Annotated in this window: 21 protein-coding genes; 12 read left to right on the forward strand and 9 right to left on the reverse strand. The window is 49.7% G+C overall.

The window, feature by feature from the left end; genetic code table 11:
• Nucleotides 1–13: 13 nt before the first annotated feature.
• Nucleotides 14–1,126 carry a DUF2066 domain-containing protein gene (locus BZG76_RS12385; protein ID WP_077461592.1) on the reverse strand — a complete coding sequence of 371 codons (1,113 nt, stop codon included), beginning with the start codon at nucleotides 1,124–1,126 and terminating at the stop codon, nucleotides 14–16.
• A 293-nt stretch (nucleotides 1,127–1,419) separates the two neighbouring features.
• On the opposite strand from BZG76_RS12385, the gene BZG76_RS12390 reads away from it, so the two are divergent.
• Nucleotides 1,420–2,670 carry a uracil-xanthine permease family protein gene (locus tag BZG76_RS12390; RefSeq protein WP_077461593.1) on the forward strand — a complete coding sequence of 417 codons (1,251 nt, stop codon included), beginning with the start codon at nucleotides 1,420–1,422 and terminating at the stop codon, nucleotides 2,668–2,670.
• Between the two features lie 95 nt (nucleotides 2,671–2,765).
• Here BZG76_RS12390 and gltX read toward each other — a convergent pair whose 3' ends face one another.
• The 3 genes from gltX to zipA all read right to left on the reverse strand — a co-directional run bounded on the left by gltX (nucleotide 2,766) and on the right by zipA (nucleotide 7,387).
• Nucleotides 2,766–4,190 (reverse strand): glutamate--tRNA ligase, encoded by a 1,425-nt coding sequence (gltX, locus tag BZG76_RS12395; protein ID WP_077461594.1) that lies wholly within the window; start codon nucleotides 4,188–4,190, stop codon nucleotides 2,766–2,768.
• 106 nt (nucleotides 4,191–4,296) lie between these two features.
• Nucleotides 4,297–6,306: an NAD-dependent DNA ligase LigA gene (gene ligA, locus BZG76_RS12400; RefSeq protein ID WP_077461595.1), complete on the reverse strand. Its 2,010-nt coding sequence runs from the start codon at nucleotides 6,304–6,306 to the stop codon at nucleotides 4,297–4,299.
• Between the two features lie 112 nt (nucleotides 6,307–6,418).
• On the reverse strand, nucleotides 6,419–7,387 hold the full coding sequence (zipA, locus tag BZG76_RS12405; protein ID WP_077461596.1) for a cell division protein ZipA: 969 nt from the start codon (nucleotides 7,385–7,387) through the stop codon (nucleotides 6,419–6,421).
• A gap of 279 nt (nucleotides 7,388–7,666) precedes the next feature.
• On the opposite strand from zipA, the gene cysZ reads away from it, so the two are divergent.
• From cysZ to crr, 5 genes are all read left to right on the forward strand, one after another.
• Entirely contained in the window at nucleotides 7,667–8,425 is a 759-nt protein-coding gene (gene cysZ, locus BZG76_RS12410) for a sulfate transporter CysZ (RefSeq protein WP_077461597.1), read from the forward strand.
• 116 nt (nucleotides 8,426–8,541) lie between these two features.
• A complete protein-coding gene (cysK, locus tag BZG76_RS12415; RefSeq protein WP_077461598.1) occupies nucleotides 8,542–9,510 on the forward strand; it encodes a cysteine synthase A in 969 nt (322 codons plus the stop codon).
• A gap of 316 nt (nucleotides 9,511–9,826) precedes the next feature.
• Complete coding sequence (locus BZG76_RS12420) at nucleotides 9,827–10,084, forward strand: HPr family phosphocarrier protein (RefSeq protein ID WP_025673281.1); 258 nt, start codon at nucleotides 9,827–9,829, stop codon at nucleotides 10,082–10,084.
• Between the two features lie 50 nt (nucleotides 10,085–10,134).
• Entirely contained in the window at nucleotides 10,135–11,862 is a 1,728-nt protein-coding gene (gene ptsI, locus BZG76_RS12425) for a phosphoenolpyruvate-protein phosphotransferase PtsI (RefSeq protein WP_077461599.1), read from the forward strand.
• A gap of 39 nt (nucleotides 11,863–11,901) precedes the next feature.
• A complete protein-coding gene (gene crr / locus BZG76_RS12430; protein WP_025744475.1) occupies nucleotides 11,902–12,411 on the forward strand; it encodes a PTS glucose transporter subunit IIA in 510 nt (169 codons plus the stop codon).
• Between the two features lie 49 nt (nucleotides 12,412–12,460).
• Here the strand turns inward: crr and BZG76_RS12435 are convergent, their stop codons facing one another.
• Nucleotides 12,461–12,931, reverse strand: a complete 471-nt coding sequence (locus BZG76_RS12435; RefSeq protein WP_077461600.1) for a DUF2919 family protein — start codon at nucleotides 12,929–12,931, stop codon at nucleotides 12,461–12,463.
• 121 nt (nucleotides 12,932–13,052) lie between these two features.
• On the opposite strand from BZG76_RS12435, the gene BZG76_RS12440 reads away from it, so the two are divergent.
• Together BZG76_RS12440 and BZG76_RS12445 are read left to right on the forward strand one after the other, a co-directional pair.
• Nucleotides 13,053–13,418 (forward strand): DUF2956 domain-containing protein, encoded by a 366-nt coding sequence (locus BZG76_RS12440; RefSeq protein ID WP_077461601.1) that lies wholly within the window; start codon nucleotides 13,053–13,055, stop codon nucleotides 13,416–13,418.
• A 65-nt stretch (nucleotides 13,419–13,483) separates the two neighbouring features.
• A complete protein-coding gene (locus BZG76_RS12445; protein ID WP_158011344.1) occupies nucleotides 13,484–13,852 on the forward strand; it encodes a DUF1499 domain-containing protein in 369 nt (122 codons plus the stop codon).
• An 8-nt stretch (nucleotides 13,853–13,860) separates the two neighbouring features.
• Here the strand turns inward: BZG76_RS12445 and BZG76_RS12450 are convergent, their stop codons facing one another.
• Complete coding sequence (locus BZG76_RS12450) at nucleotides 13,861–14,139, reverse strand: winged helix-turn-helix domain-containing protein (RefSeq protein WP_077461603.1); 279 nt, start codon at nucleotides 14,137–14,139, stop codon at nucleotides 13,861–13,863.
• A gap of 224 nt (nucleotides 14,140–14,363) precedes the next feature.
• Here BZG76_RS12450 and BZG76_RS12455 point away from each other — a divergent pair, with 224 nt between their 5' ends.
• Genes BZG76_RS12455 through BZG76_RS12470 form a run of 4 tightly spaced genes read left to right on the forward strand, consistent with a single transcriptional unit; the run spans nucleotide 14,364 to nucleotide 16,769 of the window.
• Nucleotides 14,364–14,708 carry an ArsC family reductase gene (locus BZG76_RS12455; RefSeq protein WP_077461604.1) on the forward strand — a complete coding sequence of 115 codons (345 nt, stop codon included), beginning with the start codon at nucleotides 14,364–14,366 and terminating at the stop codon, nucleotides 14,706–14,708.
• A gap of 38 nt (nucleotides 14,709–14,746) precedes the next feature.
• Complete coding sequence (gene dapE / locus BZG76_RS12460) at nucleotides 14,747–15,880, forward strand: succinyl-diaminopimelate desuccinylase (protein ID WP_077461605.1); 1,134 nt, start codon at nucleotides 14,747–14,749, stop codon at nucleotides 15,878–15,880.
• Nucleotides 15,877–16,575 (forward strand): M15 family metallopeptidase, encoded by a 699-nt coding sequence (locus BZG76_RS12465; RefSeq protein WP_241824093.1) that lies wholly within the window; start codon nucleotides 15,877–15,879, stop codon nucleotides 16,573–16,575. Before dapE ends, BZG76_RS12465 begins: the two co-directional genes overlap by 4 nt.
• Nucleotides 16,563–16,769, forward strand: a complete 207-nt coding sequence (locus tag BZG76_RS12470) for a DUF2897 family protein (RefSeq protein ID WP_025744471.1) — start codon at nucleotides 16,563–16,565, stop codon at nucleotides 16,767–16,769. Before BZG76_RS12465 ends, BZG76_RS12470 begins: the two co-directional genes overlap by 13 nt.
• An 83-nt stretch (nucleotides 16,770–16,852) precedes the next feature.
• Here BZG76_RS12470 and purC read toward each other — a convergent pair whose 3' ends face one another.
• The 3 genes from purC to dapA are packed head-to-tail and all read right to left on the reverse strand — an operon-like array spanning nucleotide 16,853 to nucleotide 19,552.
• A complete protein-coding gene (gene purC, locus BZG76_RS12475; protein ID WP_077461606.1) occupies nucleotides 16,853–17,566 on the reverse strand; it encodes a phosphoribosylaminoimidazolesuccinocarboxamide synthase in 714 nt (237 codons plus the stop codon).
• A 60-nt stretch (nucleotides 17,567–17,626) separates the two neighbouring features.
• A complete protein-coding gene (gene bamC, locus BZG76_RS12480; protein ID WP_077461607.1) occupies nucleotides 17,627–18,658 on the reverse strand; it encodes an outer membrane protein assembly factor BamC in 1,032 nt (343 codons plus the stop codon).
• A gap of 15 nt (nucleotides 18,659–18,673) precedes the next feature.
• Nucleotides 18,674–19,552 carry a 4-hydroxy-tetrahydrodipicolinate synthase gene (gene dapA / locus BZG76_RS12485; protein ID WP_025744469.1) on the reverse strand — a complete coding sequence of 293 codons (879 nt, stop codon included), beginning with the start codon at nucleotides 19,550–19,552 and terminating at the stop codon, nucleotides 18,674–18,676.
• Between the last annotated feature and the right edge of the window lie 45 nt (nucleotides 19,553–19,597).

The following is a 19,597-nucleotide window of genomic DNA, read 5'->3' on the forward strand; positions in this document are numbered from 1 at the left end:
TTTTCAGGTCAGATTAAGACGTCCACACAAACCACAGGCGTTGATTGTCGGCTGAATCGGCATCGCGGCTATCCGTCAGTGCTGGGGTAGCAATTGTGCTATCTTGCTCTTCAGCGGGTGCCATCGTACGTGCCTCACGCTCTTGAGGCGTCATCAAGCGAATATGTCGATTGGCGGTGAGCTCGTTGATTAGTGCTTGTTGAGAGGCCGCTAAACGTACATCGAAAATCAGGGTATCATCGTTTAATTCTGCTAAGTGCACCTGTTGTAGCGCATTTAACCCCGCTAATGTGCGCTCAAGATCGACATAGTCATCGCCGTTATCCATGCCTGCAATGGCAATTTGAAGCGATGCACGCTCATCATCGTTATCAAGTACCACACCAGTTTGCTCGGCATAGTAATCAGCAATAGTATCAATCATGGCTTGGGCATTATTGGCTTGCCCGCGAGTTTGATCTGATTGCATGTCACTGGTATCGGGGAAGAGTTGCCAACGGATCCCTTGCTCAGTCAACTTTCCGATCACAATGCCATCGGGCTGGTAGCGCTGACTGGCTTGCTCAACAGGATCAATAAAGCCGCCCCACAGATCACTGCTAGAGATCGCCATCAAATCATCAAAGTCCCCCACCGGAATTAACACCGGCAGGCCGCGTATGGCCGCTGCATCACGTAGTTGGTCAATCACAGAACGCCCACTTTGCTCCCAAATAATTTGCCGGTCGCCATCACGGTCATCGACAAGCCACACTAATACTGCTGGGCGAGGACTCCCCCATAAGGGCAACCCTGCCTGGCGCAGCACGGCGCGAATTTTTTGACTATCAAACCCGACTTCGAGTGTTCGCTGTGCGGCACCATCAGATTGATCCTTGCTTTCTCCATATCCGAGCTGAGAGATGAAACCATCAACGTCTTGCTGCGCTTGCTCGACCGCAGAATTATCCGACACCTCGCGTTGTCCCGAGACTTTAGTCAGTACCGCGATCAGCGCTTGTTTTTTTGCCGCTTGTTGTGAGGTTTGCGCGCCATTATCCAGCGGGATACTGGCATGATAAAGGGGGCTTGCCATCGCACTTGGCAACCAAACACAGGCAATAAGGGCCAACAAAAATCGATTCATAGTTTTTCCACATGGATAAATGGGCGTCCAGCGATCATAAGCGGATAGCGCTAGGTTCAGCAATCCTCAATTGTAAAAAAGAGAGGACAAAGGGGGTCGCACCACCAGCAAACAGCATTGATTCGATGCCATCAAGGCGAGCAAGCGATCATGAGGCTGACTATGTTTGCATATGGATTAAAATGAAATCCGTTACATCATTTATTTGCTACCGATCTCACATTTAAAAACATGATGGGAATCACATAAACGCTTTGTGCTAGCATTGCGCGATTTTTTTTGGAGGTGAGATTATGTTGCAAGTTTTACAAGGGGCACAAATGCTGTTCGTCGCATTTGGTGCCTTGGTGTTAGTGCCACTGTTAACCGGGCTCGACCCGAACGTCGCACTCTTTGGGGCCGGGATCGGTACCCTGATATTCCAAGTCATCACCCGCCGCTCCGTCCCTATCTTCCTTGCCTCTTCCTTCGCTTTTATTGCTCCCATTCTGTACGGCGTCAACAATTTTGGTATTCCCGCCACCATGGGTGGCCTCATGGCAGCCGGTGTGATCTATTTATTGATGGGCGCCATCATTCGGATTAAAGGCGTGGATATTATTCACAAGCTCCTGCCACCGGTTGTAGTTGGCCCTGTGATTATGGTTATCGGCCTTGGGTTGGCTCCCACCGCCGTGAATATGGCACTCGGTAAAACCGGCGATGGGAGTGAGCAGTTAATTGCGGGGGACATGGCTATCTGGATCTCTTTGCTGTCATTGCTCACGACCATTGCAGTGAGTGTCTTTGCGAAAGGCTTTTTCAAATTAGTCCCGATTATGGCAGGGATTGTGGTGGGCTATGTTGCCAGCCTCGTCGTTGGTATTGTTGACTTTGCTCAAGTTGCGAATGCGAGCTGGTTGATGATGCCTGCTTTTACCCTCCCAGAGTTTAACATCAATGCCATCTTATTTATGATCCCTGTCGCCATCGCGCCTGCCGTTGAGCACGTAGGCGATATGCTGGCCATTTCTAATGTCACCCGTAAAGACTATCTGAAAAAGCCAGGCCTACACCGCACGATGGCCGGTGATGGTGCCGCAACCATTGCCGCTTCACTGTTCGGCGCGCCACCCAATACCACGTATAGTGAAGTGACGGGCGCGGTAATGCTGACCAAAGCGTTTAACCCCAAAATCATGACCTATGCGGCGGTCACTGCCATCGTACTCGCCTTTGTGGGTAAGCTCGGGGCAATGCTGCTTACCATTCCTTTACCAGTGATGGGCGGGATTATGATCTTGCTGTTTGGCTCTATTGCGACCGTCGGGCTCAATACCTTGATTCGTAATCAAGTCGACCTACATGATTCGCGTAACCTTGCCATTGTTGGTGTCACCTTGGTATTTGGTATCGGCGGCATGGCGTTTGGCATTGGCGATTTTAGCCTGCAAGGTATTAGCCTGTGTGGTGTGGTAGCGATTGTGCTTAACTTGGTACTCCCGCGCCAAATGGGCGAAAACCATATTGTTGACAGTGCGCAAATGGAAGAAGAAAAGCACTAATCCCCCAACCTTCATCCATTAAAAAGGGCGCTGACATTCAGCGCCCTTATCTTTTGTCATCAGACTAACGTACTTAGTCTTCAAGATAACCGGATTTAGCTTTGTGCTGCGCGCGCTTCAACCAGCTTGATCGCTTGGTCGATGCGAGCAACTACCCGATCTTTACCAATCAGGTGCATCACCGCATCAACAGATGGGGATTGACCGCCACCCGTGACTGCAACACGCAATGGCATGCCGACTTTACCCATACCAACGTCTAGCTCTGCACACGTATCGGCAATCACCGCTTTCAGGGCATCAACCGTCCAATCATCCAGCGCTTCAATCTTGCCTTTTGCTACTTGCAACGGCGCTAAAGCGACGGGACGCAGATGTTTTTTCGCGGCGGCCGCGTCTATTTCATCAAAGTCTTGGTAGAAGTAACGGCTTTGCGCGGCTAATTCCACCAAGGTGTTGCAGCGCTCGCCAACCAATCCAATGACGTCTGTCAAGGCAGGGCCTTGGCTAGCGTCAATCTGTTGTTGATCAAGATGCCATTGCAAGTGCTTAGCGACCTCGTCCGGATCACCATGCTTAATGTAATGGTTGTTCAACCAATGCAGTTTCTCCGTATTGAACGCTGACGCCGACTTGCTGATCGCTCCCAATGAGAAAAATTCAATCATTTCTTCCATTGAAAATATCTCTTGGTCACCGTGAGACCAACCAAGACGCACAAGGTAGTTACGCAACGCTTGCGGCAAGAAGCCTTGATCACGGTACTGCATGACGCTGACCGCACCGTGGCGTTTAGAGAGCTTGGCGCCATCGTCGCCTAGAATCATCGAGCAATGAGCAAACTCAGGAACGGGCGCGCCCAGTGCCTCGTAGATATTAATCTGGCGCGGCGTGTTGTTGATGTGATCTTCGCCGCGGACAACTTGGGTGATCCCCATGTCCCAATCATCCACGACGACGCAGAAGTTGTAAGTTGGGCTGCCATCCGTTCGACGAATAATCAGATCGTCAAGCTCGCTGTTGGCAATCTCAATACGGCCACGAATTTTATCGTCAAAAACAACCTTACCCTCTTTCGGGTTGCGGAAACGGATCACATGCGGGTCATCCGCCTTGGCTTGGCTGTTTGCTTCAACCACTTTGGGGTGATTTGCATCGTAACGTGCCTTTAAGCCATTCGCTTTTTGCTCTTCACGAATGGTGTCCAAAAGATCTTTGGGCGCATAACACTTGTAGGCTTTGTCTTCGGCCAGCAACTGATCGACTAATTCGTTATAACGATCAAAGCGCTTGGTTTGGTAGTACGGCCCTTCATCCCAATCAAGACCTAACCATTCCATGCCGGCTAAAATAGCATCAACCGCTTCTTGGGTTGAACGTTCGATATCAGTATCTTCAATTCGCAAGACAAATTGACCGCCTTGGCTGCGTGCTGCTAACCAAGAATACAGTGCGGTACGTGCACCGCCCACGTGCAAAAAGCCGGTTGGGCTGGGGGCAAAGCGGGTTTTGATAGTCATTAGGATCCCTATCCCAGTGCTGAGAATGATGAGTAACGGTTAGTTTACCAGTCCAGGTAAATTCCACAATCAGGCCATGTGCAGAGGCTGCACATGGCCATGTAAACTACTGGTTGATTAAGGCGATCATCGCGTCTTCGTCGAGGACTGTTACGCCAAGATCTTGTGCTTTCGTCAGTTTAGAGCCAGCCGCTTCACCGGCGATCAACATATCGGTTTTTGCCGAGACACTGCCGGTCACTTTCGCGCCCAGTGCCTGTAACGCCGTTTTGGCATCGGTGCGTGACATTTGCGATAGCGTACCGGTCAGCACAATGGTTTTCCCCGCCAGCGGTTGTGCCTGTTCGTCTGATGGCGCACTCACCTCTGGCCAGTGAATGCCGGTGTTGAGCAGCGCATCTAAAACCGCTTGGTTATGTGGCTCAGCAAAAAAGCGAACGATATGGCCCGCGACAATGGCGCCCACATCAGGCACCGCAATCAGTGCTTCTTCATCCGCTGCACGCAGAGCGCCTAAGGTTTTAAAATGCAGGGCAAGATTTTGCGCGGTAGCTTCACCGACTTCTCGGATCCCAAGCGCATAGATAAAGCGTGATAACGTCGTCGCTTTGGCTTTGTCTAACGCATCAACCAAATTTTGCGCCGATTTCGGCCCCATTCGATCTAGTTGAGTCACACGCCCTGGGGTTAAAGTGAAGAGATCGGCAGGCGTTTCAATCAGCTCTTTTTCAATTAACTGCTCGACAATTTTATCGCCTAGGCCGTCAATATCCATTGCCTTGCGTGAGGCAAAGTGTTTGATCGCTTCTTTACGCTGAGCCAGACAAATAAGCCCGCCGGTGCAGCGTGCGACCGCTTCACCCTCAATGCGGGTCACGACCGACTCACAGACCGGGCAAGCGTCGGGAAACACAATCGGTTTCGCCTGCGCTGGACGCCGGCTTTCCACGACGCCAACCACTTGTGGGATCACATCACCCGCACGACGAATGACCACAGTATCGCCAATGTGCACGCCTAAACGTTCTATTTCATCACCATTATGTAAGGTCGCGTTGCTCACCGTCACGCCCCCAACAAAAACAGGTTCAAGCTTCGCCACTGGGGTGATAGCGCCCGTGCGGCCAACTTGAAATTCAACATCGTTGAGGCGGGTGATTTCTTCTTGTGCCGGAAATTTATAGGCAATCGCCCAGCGTGGTGCCCGTGCAACAAATCCGAGCGTTTCTTGGCTGGCTATCTTGTCCACTTTGATCACCACCCCATCAATTTCATAGGGCAGATCATCACGGCGGGCCAAAATATCTTGGTAGTAGGCTTTAACGCCCTCAAGCCCCGACACTTGTTTTACTTCTGGGCTCAGGGCAAGCCCCCATTTTTTAAGCCTATTTAAGCGCTCGCTCTGCCCTTCTCCGAACGGTGTCGACATCACGCCCACCGCATAGGCATAAAAGCTCAGCGGTCGATTGGCGGCGACTTTCGAGTCAAGTTGACGCAGGCTACCCGCCGCAGCGTTCCTTGGGTTAGCGAAGGTTTTATCGCCACGCTTTAACGCTGCCTCATTAAGCGCTTCAAAACCTGCTTTGGGCATAAACACTTCGCCACGCACTTCTAAACGCTCAGGCCAATCCCCTGCTTGCAAGGTCAATGGGACATTGCGAATCGTTTTTACATTGTGCGTAATATTCTCGCCCGTGGTCCCATCGCCTCGCGTCGCGGCCTGCACCAATACACCGTTTTCATAAATCAGGCTGACAGCCAAGCCATCAAGCTTTGGTTCACAGGTATAGGTGACGGGTTCAGTGTTACCGAGTCTGTCTTTGACTCGGCGCTCAAAATCGACGAGATCATCATCACTGAACGCGTTACCAAGCGACAACATCGCCAGCTCATGGGTAACGGTTTCAAAAGCGCTCAGTGGCGCGCCGCCTACACGCTGGCTAGGCGAATCTGACGTCACCCATTCAGGATGCTCAGCTTCAATGGCCAGCAACGTTTGCATCAAACGATCGTATTCGGCATCGGGCAGCTCAGGTCTGTCTTCAACGTAATAACGGTAGGCGTGATAGTTGAGCTGATGCTTAATGTCATCAAGTTGTTGTTTACTGTAAGCCATGGTTTGGTTCGTCGTATCAGCAGAGTTGCAGACAAGTATATCGATAAATCGCCAACAGCGGGAGCCATGTCCCGCTGTCCGTCTAAGCAATCATCAATCGGTGTTAAGCGCGTTACGAGGCGTTGAAGGCTTTCACTCGCTCACGGTATTCATCAAGGCGTGATGGTGTCATCATTGAGCGGGCATCATCTAATACCAATCCACCCAACTCATCCGCAATTTGTTGTGCCGTTTGCAGCATCAATTTAAAGTTTTGCTCTGGCTCACCGTAGCAAGGTAGCGTCATAAAAAAGCTGACCCCTGGCGTTTCAAAGCTCTCTGAGTGACTCACATCAAAGGTGCCGGGCTTGACCATATTCGCGACGCTGAATAGAACCTTACCACTGCCAGATAAGTCTGAATGACGATGATAAATCCCCATGTCACCAAAGCGCAGTCCATATTGCTCAAGAGTCGGAATTAAGTCCAAACCACTAAATACCGCATTATTATTGGCATGCACGTGTAAGACTAATACTTCGGTATCGTCGGGCTCATCGGCTTGGGTTGCCGTTTTTTCTGACTGTTCTGACGCACGCTCGTGGCTTTCATGCTCATCAACCTCAGCTTGAGTCGCCTCGTCGGTATGCATTGTTTCCGCTTCTGGTGGCGCGGAGGCGATATTGGCAGCTTCTGTCTCTCCTGTCTCGTCGCCATCATTGGAAGCAACCGACGCAGAGACAAAGCTAGGATCATCATCGGTTGCCGACATTGACGGGTAAAGCGTTTGTTCTGAGTCAGACGCCACCTGAGTGTCACCGGCAAATAGAGGATCAACATCAGGCTTGTCGCCGAAGCTGACAGCAGGCTCCTGACGCGCGGGCTTTTCATTGCCATGCTTAGTATTGCTGACCACTCTCACCGCACCAATACCGTCTTGGTCAAACTTTTGCGCGTCGTTATCGTCTTCCAGTTTTCCCAAGGGCTTTTCGCCGAACTTGGTCGTCTTTTCTTTCTTGTTTGTCCAGAGACCATGCAAAAGCAAAGCTGCAATTGCTAATGCTCCCAAAACAATCAGTACAAGGCGCAATTCCTGCATCATTGATTCTCAAATCTATCTATGTTCAGCGTTTTGATTAGCTTATGTCACAACGCCGACAGCTTTGCAAACGTTAGTGGAATCATAAGCGGGGCCCGATGGCTGACGCAATGCGTTAATGGTCAACTTAGTTAACTGTATCAAAAGTTGGGAAGAATTTAACGAATCGAGACACACAAATCCGTAAACTTTCCCATTATGGGGTCATTGTCATCACCATGGCTCCCCCCATACTATAACCGCAAACCGTCAGTCGACACCGTAAACCATCAAGGAGAAACAATGAACAACGCGACACGCCCTCGCCCTCAAAGCGGCGCGGGCTACCTTTTTCAGGGGTTTTCATTAATGATGGCACCCGGATTACGCCGCTTTGTGATCATTCCGATCCTCGTGAATGTGCTGCTACTCGGCGGGGCGTTTATCTATTTACTCTCACAATTTAGTGAATGGCTCGATCACTGGATGGCTATGCTACCTGAGTGGTTATCCTGGCTCTCGTTTGTGATTTGGCCTTTGGTCGTGATTGCGATTTTAGTGGTGTTCTCCTACGCATTCAGTACTCTCGCTAACTGGATTGCGGCGCCATTCAACGGCTTATTGTCTGAGCATCTGGAAGCGAAACTCACCGGTGCCCCCGCGCCCGACGATGGGGTAACGGAACTTATCAAGGATGTACCGCGTGTTATGAAGCGCGAGTGGCAAAAGCTAACCTATTACATACCCAAAGCACTCGGATTATTGTTATTGCTTTGGATCCCCGCCATTGGCCAAACCTTAGGCCCTGTGCTTTGGTTTTTATTTAGCGCTTGGATGATGTCCATTCAGTATTGCGACTACCCATTCGATAACCATAAGGTCGCTTTCCCAACCATGCGCGATACTCTCAAACAACAGCGAGGCACCTCGTTGAGCTTTGGCGCAGTCGTCATGTTGTTTACTATGACACCTTTACTGAATCTCATCGTCATGCCTGCCGCAGTATGTGGTGCAACCGCCATGTGGGTCGATCGCCATAAAGAGCAGTTGGGGCGTAATTAGCGCCCTTTACGCTTTCACACTCACAATAAGATATAACCAACCGATCCTTTCAAAAACAGGCATTAGCGATATGCTTGGAGCAGTGATTTAAATCGGTGTCATGAAGGAACGATACAATGGGCAAGATTTACGAAGACAATACGCAAACAATTGGCCATACCCCACTGGTACGCCTAAACCGTGTTGCTAAGCCGAATGTGTTAGCAAAAGTAGAAGCACGTAACCCAAGCTTTAGTGTGAAGTGCCGCATCGGTGCCAACATGATCTGGGATGCGGAAAAAAAAGGCACCCTGAAACCAGGCATTGAGCTGATTGAACCTACGAGTGGTAATACCGGGGTTGCGCTGGCTTATGTTGCCGCAGCGCGCGGGTATAAATTGACGCTTACCATGCCAGAGTCGATGAGCCTTGAGCGTCGTAAGCTACTTAAAGCGATGGGCGCGACATTGGTGCTCACCGAAGCGCCTAAAGGGATGAAAGGCGCAATTGCGAAAGCAGAGGAAATCATGGCGCAAGCGCCTGGTAAATATCTTATGCTCCAGCAGTTCGACAACCCAGCCAACCCAGAAATTCACGAAAAGACCACAGGCCCTGAGATCTGGGAAGATACTGACGGTGAAATCGATGTGTTTGTTGCCGGTGTCGGCACCGGGGGGACACTGACCGGTGTGAGCCGCTATATCAAAAACACGCAAGGGAAAGCCATTACCACCGTCGCAGTGGAGCCCGCGGAGTCACCCGTGATTGCTCAAACTATTGCTGGCCAAGACGTACAACCGGCCCCCCATAAAATTCAGGGCATCGGCGCCGGCTTTGTCCCAAAAAACTTGGATATTAAGTTAGTTGATCAGGTCGTTTCTGTGAGCTCAGATGAAGCGATTGCCATGGCACGCCGTTTGATGGAAGAAGAAGGTATCCTAGGTGGGATCTCATCAGGCGCAGCCGTTGTCGCCGCGAACAAAATTGCCGAGCTCCCCGAGTTTGCGAATAAGACGATTGTCACAATTTTACCAAGTGCCGCCGAGCGTTATCTCAGTTCGCCACTATTTGCTGGCATGTTCACTGAGCTGGAAACAGAGCAGTAACAGCAGGTTAGCAATCTTCAACTGGTTTCTTCCCACAACAAAGGCCCAAATTGGGCCTTTTTTGTTTGATTTTTATATTAAGCTTTAGTAAAACACAGCAACATTTTTATTTTCCGCATCAAAATAAAAGCCCTTGAGGCGAGTGAGTGGAAGGTCAAAAATGAGAGAAAGATGACATGAAATTGACATGGATTAAGCTATCTGGTCGATTTCTTGGTTAGGTTAGCGTCAACGGATAGCGAAATCGCCCGTTAGCGGTTAAGCTAATCTTATATTTAATACATAGATTTAAAAAAATACAGAAACGGGGTGAATCATGTATCAGAAGCAAGTTGAAATTAGTGCAGAAAACGGCCTACACACTCGTCCAGCGGCGCAGTTCGTCAAAGAAGCAAAAAGCTATGACGCTGACATCACTGTTGAGTCAAACGGTAAGAGCGCGAGCGCGAAAAGCCTATTTAAACTGCAAACCCTTGGCTTGACCAAAGGCACCAAGGTGACTATCTCTGCTGAAGGTGCGCAAGCACAACAAGCCGTTGATCACCTGGTAAAACTGATGGACGAGCTGGAGTAATCCGGCTCTTTTTCTATCGGTTTTAAGTTGGATAAACGTAAGGTAAAGCTATGATTTCAGGCATCCTGGCATCACCTGGTATTGCTTTTGGTAAAGCACTGCTGTTGCAAGAAGAAGACGTTGTCATCAATAAAGATAAGATTGATGCGTCTCGAATTGAAAAAGAAATTCAGCGCGTATTGGATGCTCGCGAACAGTCTAAGACGCAACTCGAAGCGATCAAAGACAAAGCAAGGGAAACCTTCGGCGAAGAGAAAGAAGCGATCTTCGAAGGTCACATCATGCTGCTAGAAGATGAAGAGCTGGAAGACGAGATTGTCAGCTTCATCAAATCTAACCATGCCACTGCAGATCACGCGATTTACGCTGTGATTGAAGAGCAGGCGGTGACGCTTGAATCTCTGGATGATGATTATCTGAAAGAGCGTGCGGCAGATATCCGTGATATTGGTTCTCGTTTTGTTAAAAACGCACTCGGCATCAACATGGTGTCTCTGAGCGCGATCAACGAAGAAGTGAYCCTGGTTGCGAATGATCTGACGCCTTCAGAAACAGCACAGGTTGACCTGAATTATGTGCTCGGTTTTATCACCGATATCGGTGGTCGCACCTCGCACTCGTCGATCATGGCACGCTCGTTAGAGCTTCCAGCGATCGTGGGCACTAACAATGCCACCGCCAATGTTAAAAACGGTGACATGTTGGTGCTTGATGCGATTAACAACCAAATTGTCGTTAATCCTTCTGACGACGAGCTCAACAAGTTTAAAGCGATTCGTGATCAACACATCGCGGAAAAAGCCGAGCTCGCGAAGCTCAAAGACTTGCCTGCTATCACATTAGACGGCCACCAAGTCGAAGTGTGCGGCAACGTGGGCACAGTAAAAGACTGTGACGGTGTGAACCGTAACGGTGGTGAAGGTGTGGGTCTTTATCGCACTGAGTTCTTGTTCATGGACCGTGACTCGCTCCCCACTGAAGAAGAGCAATATCAAGCGTATAAGGCGGTCGCAAAAGCGATTGATGGTCACCCAGTGATCATTCGCACCATGGACATTGGCGGTGACAAAGATCTGCCTTATATGGATCTGCCTGAAGAAATGAACCCATTCTTGGGCTGGCGAGCCGTCCGTATCAGTCTTGACCGTCGCGAAATTCTCCGCGATCAGCTACGTGCGATTCTACGCGCATCGGCACACGGTAAAATTCGTGTCATGTTCCCGATGATTATTTCTGTCGAAGAAATCCGCGAGCTAAAAGAAGCGATTGAAACCTACAAAGCAGAGCTACGCCAAGAAGGCCTCGACTTTGATGCTGATCTTGAAATCGGCGTAATGGTTGAGACACCGGCCGCGGCTGCAATCGCTCACCACCTCGCGAAAGAAGTGGAATTTTTCAGCATCGGCACTAACGATTTGACCCAATACACCTTAGCGGTCGATCGTGGTAATGAGCTTATTTCGCACCTGTACAATCCACTGTCTCCTGCAGTACTAACGGTTATCAAGCAAGTGATTGATGCCTCACATGCTGAAGGAAAATGGACGGGGATGTGCGGAGAGCTTGCAGGTGATGAGAAAGCAACGTTACTATTGATGGGAATGGGTTTGGATGAGTTCAGTATGAGTGCCATTTCTATCCCTCGCATCAAGAAGATTATCCGTAATGCCAACTTTGCTGATGTGAAAGCGATGGCCGACACAGCGCTCACTTTGCCAACTGCGGCAGAAATCGAGGCCTATGTCGAAAAATTTATTGCGGAAAAAACCGCTTGCTAATATACAATCAGCAAAGAATTACTGCTTAGGAGCAACACTATGGGTCTGTTCGACAAACTGAAGAAGTTGGTGTCTGAAGACAGCAACGACGCTAGTGCTATTGAAATTATCGCCCCATTGTCGGGTGAGATCGTCAACATCGAAGACGTGCCTGACGTTGTGTTTGCTGAGAAAATCGTCGGTGATGGTGTTGCGATTAAGCCATCTGGTGACAAAATGGTAGCGCCAGTAAACGGCACTATCGGTAAGATTTTCGAAACCAACCACGCTTTCTCAATTGAGTCAGACGATGGCGTCGAGCTTTTTGTTCACTTTGGTATCGACACCGTCGAGCTGAAAGGCGAAGGCTTCAAGCGCATTGCCGAAGAAGGTCAAACGGTTAAAGCCGGTGATACCGTGATTGAATTTGATTTAGCGACACTCGAAGAGAAAGCGAAATCAACACTGACACCTGTTGTGATCTCGAATATGGATGAGATCAAAGAGTTGACCAAACTATCAGGTGCCGTCACTGTGGGTGAAACCCCAGTATTACGCGTCACCAAGTAATGAATCGTCTCTGGTTTAGACAAACGCAGCCAATTGGCTGCGTTTTTTTTTAAGCCATCGCTCGGCCATCACTCGTAAACTGAAAAAAGAAGCGTTTGACGCGTCGGCTTCTTGCCCAATAAAGGCTTGCCCAAGCTAGCCAAAGGCCGTGTAAAGCAAGCAGCCAATCAAACTGCCCCCCAGTGACGATGAACGTTTGCCAGACTTGATAAGCTTCCCATAGCCATAATAGCCAAACCCACCAATAGCCAATGTGCCAGTGTTGTCTTAGCCATTCAGGCGCTCTGTCGCAGTTACCGACTAATAACAATAACCCGAGCGGCACCACGCCAATTGCCAAGCTTATATAAAACGCCGATAACTCAGGATAAACCAGCGCGAGCAACTCACTACCCTGCTCTCGACTCACGCCAGCCATTGCCAATAGCCACCACGCGCGGCTTAATAACAGTAAACACAACACGGCAATCTGCGGTGCCTTGATATACCCTTTGTCGTCAAAGTGATGAAATGTATCCATAAGCTTATTGATTGAGAAGTCACATATTTACCATGGCGACATGCAATAAAAACTGCAAGCCTAAAAGTAAAATTTGTTATCCTTGGCTGGAGTTATTTATTAAGCGTTACATGGAGCCCTTATGGCCAAAGCCAAAGCCAACGCGACGATTTCGCCAGAAACGCAACAAGACGCCATGCGCGTTGCGAAAGCCACGCAAAAACCGGGACAAACAAAAGCGCAGACCAAACTGATTGCACAAGGGATTGAAAAAGGGATTGCCCAATATAAAAAGGAACAAAAAGCAAAAGCACGCGAGCAGGATAAAGCACGAAAAAAACAACAAAATAAACCATCAAGCGCCGCGCCTGTAAAAGCATCTCAAGCCCCGGTCGATGATCTTACCCCCGCTGAACCTGGGTTAGATAAAAGCTACAGCAGTCTCCCATGGCTTTTACTTGTGATAAGCTGGATAGGGTTCATTGGCTATATATTGGTGAGGGCGTAATGTGGAAGCGACTGATAACGGTTATAGGGATCATCACTTTGGCTGGCTGCAGCAAAGGAGAAACGATGGCTAAACATCCGCCAGTGACGGCCTGTGGCGATAGTCCCAACTGTGTGTCCACGGCAGATACCCGAGAAAAATTCCAGCTGGCACCGCTTTATATCGCCAACGACAACGTGACGTTTTCAGCCATTGTCGCGCATATCGCCGCCATGCCTCGTGCTGAGGTCGTCACCTTGCAAGATAATTACGCACACTTACGCTTTACCACTAAGGTGCTGCGCTTTGTGGATGATGTTGAAGTCTCGCTTGAGGGCAACCAGATCGCCCTTCGCTCCGCATCTCGGATTGGCTACTATGACTTTGGCGCCAACCGTCAACGTGCCGAGGTCATTCGCCAACGTTTAACCGACGCTGAGCTTATCACGCCTTAAGCGAGCAGCTAGTTGATATAAGAGCGAATATCGCGCTTTTTATCTTCGACCCAATCACGGCGGAACGGTCCCCAGTCTTTAAGCTGGTAGTAACCATCGTTATGACGCTTTCCATCTTGGATAAAAGTCATATCAATACCGAGCCCAGACAGTGATTTCAATACATCTTGGATCGTACGACGGGGCCAGCCTGTCGCCTCGATAAGGCGTGGCACATTTGGGCGTTCCATTTCTTCTACCAACACGGCAAGATAGAGACGCCGGGCGAATACCGGGTTTAGTTCCATATGAACCTCCAACAGTTACGAATGTTCCCATTATTCATGCCGCCTGCGAAGAGGCTTTGCGTTTGATCAAAAGGCCATCAAATCGACGTGCTGCAGACTCATTTAGTGGCACATTTCACACGCTTCATCCCTTATCGCATCGCCAAACGGCCCCTTCCCCACTATTGCGTTCAATGTTGAGCGATGTCACTCTTAATTGTCCGTAAATAATGATGATAACGACCATGACAACTGTATTTGGCATTAAAAACTGCGACACCCTAAAAAAAGCCCTTAAATGGTTGGATAACCAAGGCATTGACTATCAGTATCACGATTACCGCAAGACGGGGTTAGATGCCGAGATGTTACAGACCTTTGTTGCCGAATTAGGGTGGGAGCCTTTGATTAACAAGCGTGGCACCACTTATCGCCAACTAAGTGACGAACAAAAAGCCAGCTTAGACCAACCCCGTGCGATTGCGATCATGTTAGACAATCCAGCGATCATTAAACGCCCTTTACTCGTACACGAAGGGAAGTACTATCTTGGCTTTAAAGAGAGCCAATACGCTGAGATTTTCGCGTAATGTAAGCACTTATTTACTGTTGCTGTAAGGAAACTCCAATGACTGATACTGCTACGCTGGCTTTGGCAAAAGACTTGATCAATCGTGAGTCGGTCACACCGGAAGACGCGGGTTGCCAAGCTCAAATGATTGCTCGATTAGAAGCCCTGGGCTTTACGATTGAAACCATGGTGTTTGACGATACCACCAACCTTTGGGCGCGACGGGGCACTGATGGGCCGCTCTTCACGTTTGCGGGCCACACCGATGTCGTCCCCGCTGGCCCGCGCGATCAATGGCATACGCCGCCATTTGAAGCCACTGTCATTGACGATCACCTTCATGGACGTGGCGCCGCGGACATGAAGGGCTCACTCGCCGCCATGGTTGTGGCTGCTGAGCGCTTTATTGCCGAGCATCCAGACCACTCGGGTTCACTCGCGTTTCTGATCACGTCGGATGAAGAAGGACCCTTTATTAATGGCACCACCCGTGTCGTCGATACGCTGATGGCTCGAAATGAGAAAATCGACATGTGTATTGTCGGTGAACCCTCAAGTACGAATCACGTCGGTGATGTGGTCAAAAACGGTCGTCGCGGATCCATCACTGGCGATTTGTACGTTAAAGGAGTACAAGGCCATGTCGCCTATCCGCACCTTGCAAGTAACCCTGTCCATCAGGCCATGCCAGCGCTAACAGAGTTAGTGCAAACAGTGTGGGATAATGGCAATGCTTTTTTTCCACCGACAAGCTTTCAAATCCCAAATATTGAGGCAGGTACCGGCGCAGCCAATGTGGTCCCGGGTGAGTGTCATGCGCAATTTAACTTCCGCTTTAGTACCGAGCTAGATAGTGAAACCATCAAACAGCGAGTTTATTCTATTCTGGACGCGCACGGGCTCGACTACACCTTAGAATGGACCCACAGTGGCGACCCGTTTTTGACCGATGAAGGTACCTTGCTTGATGCAGTTGTGGCCGCGGTTGAAGAGGTGAATCATCAAACGCCACAATTACTGACAACCGGTGGCACCTCCGATGGTCGTTTTATCGCCCAGATGGGCGCTCAAGTGATTGAGCTGGGTCCGGTCAATGCCACGATTCATAAGGTCAATGAGTGTGTGAGTATTCCTGACTTAGAAAAGCTGACCGACATGTACCAAAAAGTGTTGGAAAAGGCGCTACCGTGATCCTACGCGCAGCACAGTTGATTGGGCAAGACTCTTCATCCCTTCAACCAATGAACGCGCAACCTGGGGCGCCCTGTTTGCATCAGGATGTGTTATCTGACGTCGCCGCCTTACAACAGGCGGCGAGTCGTGCTGGGTTCGCGTTGAGAGTCGCCAGTGGTTATCGCGCTTTTGAACGCCAGTTGGCGATCTGGAATGGTAAATTTAACGGCGATCTGCCTGTCCTTGATGCTCACAGCCAACCTATGGATATAACCCGCTTATCAGACAAGGAACGGGTGCACGCGATCTTACGCTGGTCGGCGTTACCCGGCGCCAGTCGACATCATTGGGGAACAGACATGGATGTGTACGATAAGCAGTCTCTTATCCCTGATCAGCCGCTGGCTTTAACGCCCCCCGAATACGACAGTGGCCCGCAAGCGGCCTTTTCCTCTTGGCTATATGCCAATGTATCAGCATTTGGTTTCTTTCTTCCTTATGCGAGATACCAAGGCGGGGTTGCCAGAGAGCCATGGCATATCAGCCATATTGCCACCAGTGCGTCAATGTTATCCGCTTTCTCTCAGGATATGCTCGCGGCTGCGATCACCCATGCGCCGATTTGTGGGAAAGACGCTATCCTCGGCCAATTAGATTGGATATATTCAACTTACGTCACCAACTTATGCGAGGTGGAAAGATGGAATGGCTAACCAATCCTTATGTGATTATTACCATTGTGGTCGCCGTGGTCGTGAGTAACATCATGGCGCTCAAATACACCGCCAACGCCAAGTTTGGGCTTAAATACAAAGACAAGCCTGATAAGCATCAACGTTCAGCGTCTGACGATGACGCAAACGATAATACCGACCTCCCTACTGATAAGAGCGACGATAAAAAATAGCGCCATATCCATGGCGCTATTTTATTTATACGATGCTATTGTCTTCACACGCGACGCAATCGTTTGCTTTTCAAGCCAAAAAATTATAGGGCTAAGCCGATACGCTTTGCTACTTCGATATAAGCTTCTACCACACCACCTAGACCTTGGCGGAAGCGATCTTTATCCAATTTTTCTCGCGTGTTGGCATCCCACAAACGACAGCCATCTGGGCTAAACTCATCGCCAAGGACAATATTACCGTTGACGTCGACGCCAAACTCCAGCTTGTAGTCCACCAGCAATAAGCCACCCTCAGCAAACAGCGCCTTAAGCACATCGTTAACCTGATACGTCAGCGACTTCATGGTCGCTAATTGGGCTTGGCTCGCGAACCCTAAGGCCTCACACAGTGATTCATTGACCATAGGATCATGCAGCGCATCGTTTTTTAAAAACAACTCAAAAGTGGGTGGAGTGAGTGCTGTGCCCTCTTCTACGCCCAGTCGGCGACAAAGTGAGCCCGCGGCAATGTTTCTTACCACACACTCAACCGGGATCATATCGAGCTTTTTCACCACGCACTCGGTATCGGACAACAGTTGGTCCATTTGGGTGGGAATACCTGCCTGCTCAAGCTTTTGCATGATGAAGTGATTGAACTTGTTATTCACTTCGCCTTTTCGCTCAAGTTGCTCAACACGCTCACCATCAAACGCAGAGGTGTCATTGCGAAAGTGCAGAACAAAGCGGTTTTCATCATCGGTTGCATAAACAGATTTTGCCTTACCGCGATACAACTCAGCACGTTTTTCCATTACCTATTCTCTCCATTAGGCGCTAAAAAATAAGGGACGCTGTCTGGCGTCCCTATAAGATTACTGCGATGTGGCCTGGCTAAGCTGCGCAATGGCCGCTTTCAGCGCTGGACTAAGCGCTTCTAACGTTGCTTTTTTAACCGGCTTTCCATCACTGTCGGTTACATTGATTGAGGTGCGGTTGCCTAAATCCCCTAACAATAGTGTGTAGCTATTGTCCGGCAGCGAGATAGGTTCAACCCCAAGGGCCTGCCAACGCTCATCATTCGGCGCAACGTGCCGCGTTTTCACCGTACCTTGCGATTGGTTGCGGCTTTCTACCGTAAATCCGAGCGGTTTAATCATCTCAGGAAGTTTTTCCCATACGACATCATACGGAGCACGCGCAATAATCACTGGCAAGCCACTTCGATCAGTACCAAAACTCATCGGAATAACTGACTGACGTTGCGTAGCTAAACGGCGCGCCTCTGCACGTAGTGCTGCATCATGACTCACCGTAATCAGATTGGTCATTAAGGTGTTATAGCGTTCCTGCTCTGCCGGCGTCAAAGGTTCATCACTGGCCTTGGCGCGTGAATCAATCATATTGACGCCCAGTGCAAATCGCCGCCCTTGTTCGAGTCGTGATAGGCGGAACCGAGCCTGATGAGCACTGTCTTCTTTTTCCCAAGCGATCCAGCCGGTGTCTATTTGATCTGCGGCTTGTGTCTCAACAGGAATGGTCTTATCGTTCGCCAGACGTTCAACGGTTTCCCATAATTGGGTAAGCTGCTGCTCATTGGCAACCGCGACGGTTATTCCACGACTGTCACGCTCAATACGCGCCCCTGGCACTAAATCAAGCACTTGACGCGGCGGACGAATATCGACATTTTTGCCGATTTCGCCCTTAAAGTCTTGCTCAGGGATCTGATAATTGGTGGAAAAGTAAGGCGCTTGATCCGGCAAGGTTTGCCACTGCGACAGCGGGGTCGTTTGCAAGTAGCTAAAATCATCCTTGGCTTGACGGCGTTGCTCGGCGCCACCACTACAGGCCACCAGCCCGGTAACCATGATGGCACAAAGGCCGAGCTTAAATACTGGTTTCATTGACACTCCAACGGCTTAAACAACACCCGCAACCTGCATGGCCTCTCGGACATCGGGACGCAAATGCTCGCTTAATTCGGTTAATGGCAGACGAAGATGGCCATCCGCAATCAATCCCATTTCTCGGACTGCCCACTTCACAGGGATCGGATTGGCTTCGTCAAAAAGGTGACGATGTAAAGGGATCAGCGTCTCGTTGATTGCATGCGCTTGGTCTGCTTCACCGGCGCGCGCCAATTGAATCATTTTGGCCATTGCCGCAGCGGCAACATTGTTAGTGACCGAAATCACGCCATGTCCACCAGCAAGGACAAAATCTAGCCCTGTTAAATCATCACCACTAAATAAGAGGAAGTCATCGCCACAAAGTTCCCGATGAATGGCAACACGACTGACATCGGCAGTGGCATCTTTTAGGCCGATAATATTGTCAAAGGTCGCTAAGCGCGCCACCGTTTCAGGCTGAATATCTACGGCGGTACGACCAGGGACATTATAGAGAATCTGAGGTAAGTCGGTCGCTTCGGCAATGGCTTTATAATGCTGGAATAAGCCTTCTTGCGTCGGCTTGTTGTAATAAGGGGTCACACTCAAACAAGCGGCTACGCCCGATCCGGCAAACATTTTACTGAAAGTGATCGCTTCGTGGGTGGCATTTGCCCCCGTACCTGCAATAACGGGAATCCGTCCATCCGCAAATTCCAAGGTCTTTAGGACCACTTTAATGTGCTCATCCACGGTTACTGTCGACGACTCACCCGTTGTGCCCACTGCGACAATCGCATCTGTGCCCGCTTGGATATGAAACTCGACCAGTTTTTTCAGGCTAACGTAATCCACCTCGCCATGTGCATCCATTGGTGTGACGAGCGCCACTATGCTTCCAGAAACCATGTTCGTCTCCCTTATTGGTGATGCTTGCAATGTTACTTTTGGCGC

The sequence above is a fragment of the Salinivibrio sp. AR647 genome, assembly GCF_001995415.1.
In the GTDB taxonomy this organism is placed as follows: domain Bacteria; phylum Pseudomonadota; class Gammaproteobacteria; order Enterobacterales; family Vibrionaceae; genus Salinivibrio; species Salinivibrio costicola.

Bases quoted from the DNA above. Each gene is read 5' to 3' on its own strand.
- crr (WP_025744475.1), top strand. From the start codon at position 11,902: ATGGGTCTGTTCGACAAACTGAAGAAGTTGGTGTCTGAAGACAGCAAC.
- BZG76_RS12385 (WP_077461592.1), bottom strand. From the start codon at position 1,126: ATGAATCGATTTTTGTTGGCCCTTATTGCCTGTGTTTGGTTGCCAAGT.
- BZG76_RS12435 (WP_077461600.1), bottom strand. From the start codon at position 12,931: ATGGATACATTTCATCACTTTGACGACAAAGGGTATATCAAGGCACCG.
- BZG76_RS12390 (WP_077461593.1), top strand. From the start codon at position 1,420: ATGTTGCAAGTTTTACAAGGGGCACAAATGCTGTTCGTCGCATTTGGT.
- BZG76_RS12470 (WP_025744471.1), top strand. From the start codon at position 16,563: ATGGAATGGCTAACCAATCCTTATGTGATTATTACCATTGTGGTCGCC.
- BZG76_RS12440 (WP_077461601.1), top strand. From the start codon at position 13,053: ATGGCCAAAGCCAAAGCCAACGCGACGATTTCGCCAGAAACGCAACAA.
- BZG76_RS12455 (WP_077461604.1), top strand. From the start codon at position 14,364: ATGACAACTGTATTTGGCATTAAAAACTGCGACACCCTAAAAAAAGCC.
- cysK (WP_077461598.1), top strand. From the start codon at position 8,542: ATGGGCAAGATTTACGAAGACAATACGCAAACAATTGGCCATACCCCA.
- BZG76_RS12445 (WP_158011344.1), top strand. From the start codon at position 13,484: ATGGCTAAACATCCGCCAGTGACGGCCTGTGGCGATAGTCCCAACTGT.
- dapE (WP_077461605.1), top strand. From the start codon at position 14,747: ATGACTGATACTGCTACGCTGGCTTTGGCAAAAGACTTGATCAATCGT.
- zipA (WP_077461596.1), bottom strand. From the start codon at position 7,387: ATGATGCAGGAATTGCGCCTTGTACTGATTGTTTTGGGAGCATTAGCA.
- cysZ (WP_077461597.1), top strand. From the start codon at position 7,667: ATGAACAACGCGACACGCCCTCGCCCTCAAAGCGGCGCGGGCTACCTT.
- BZG76_RS12450 (WP_077461603.1), bottom strand. From the start codon at position 14,139: ATGGAACTAAACCCGGTATTCGCCCGGCGTCTCTATCTTGCCGTGTTG.
- gltX (WP_077461594.1), bottom strand. From the start codon at position 4,190: ATGACTATCAAAACCCGCTTTGCCCCCAGCCCAACCGGCTTTTTGCAC.
- ligA (WP_077461595.1), bottom strand. From the start codon at position 6,306: ATGGCTTACAGTAAACAACAACTTGATGACATTAAGCATCAGCTCAAC.
- BZG76_RS12420 (WP_025673281.1), top strand. From the start codon at position 9,827: ATGTATCAGAAGCAAGTTGAAATTAGTGCAGAAAACGGCCTACACACT.
- dapA (WP_025744469.1), bottom strand. From the start codon at position 19,552: ATGGTTTCTGGAAGCATAGTGGCGCTCGTCACACCAATGGATGCACAT.
- bamC (WP_077461607.1), bottom strand. From the start codon at position 18,658: ATGAAACCAGTATTTAAGCTCGGCCTTTGTGCCATCATGGTTACCGGG.
- purC (WP_077461606.1), bottom strand. From the start codon at position 17,566: ATGGAAAAACGTGCTGAGTTGTATCGCGGTAAGGCAAAATCTGTTTAT.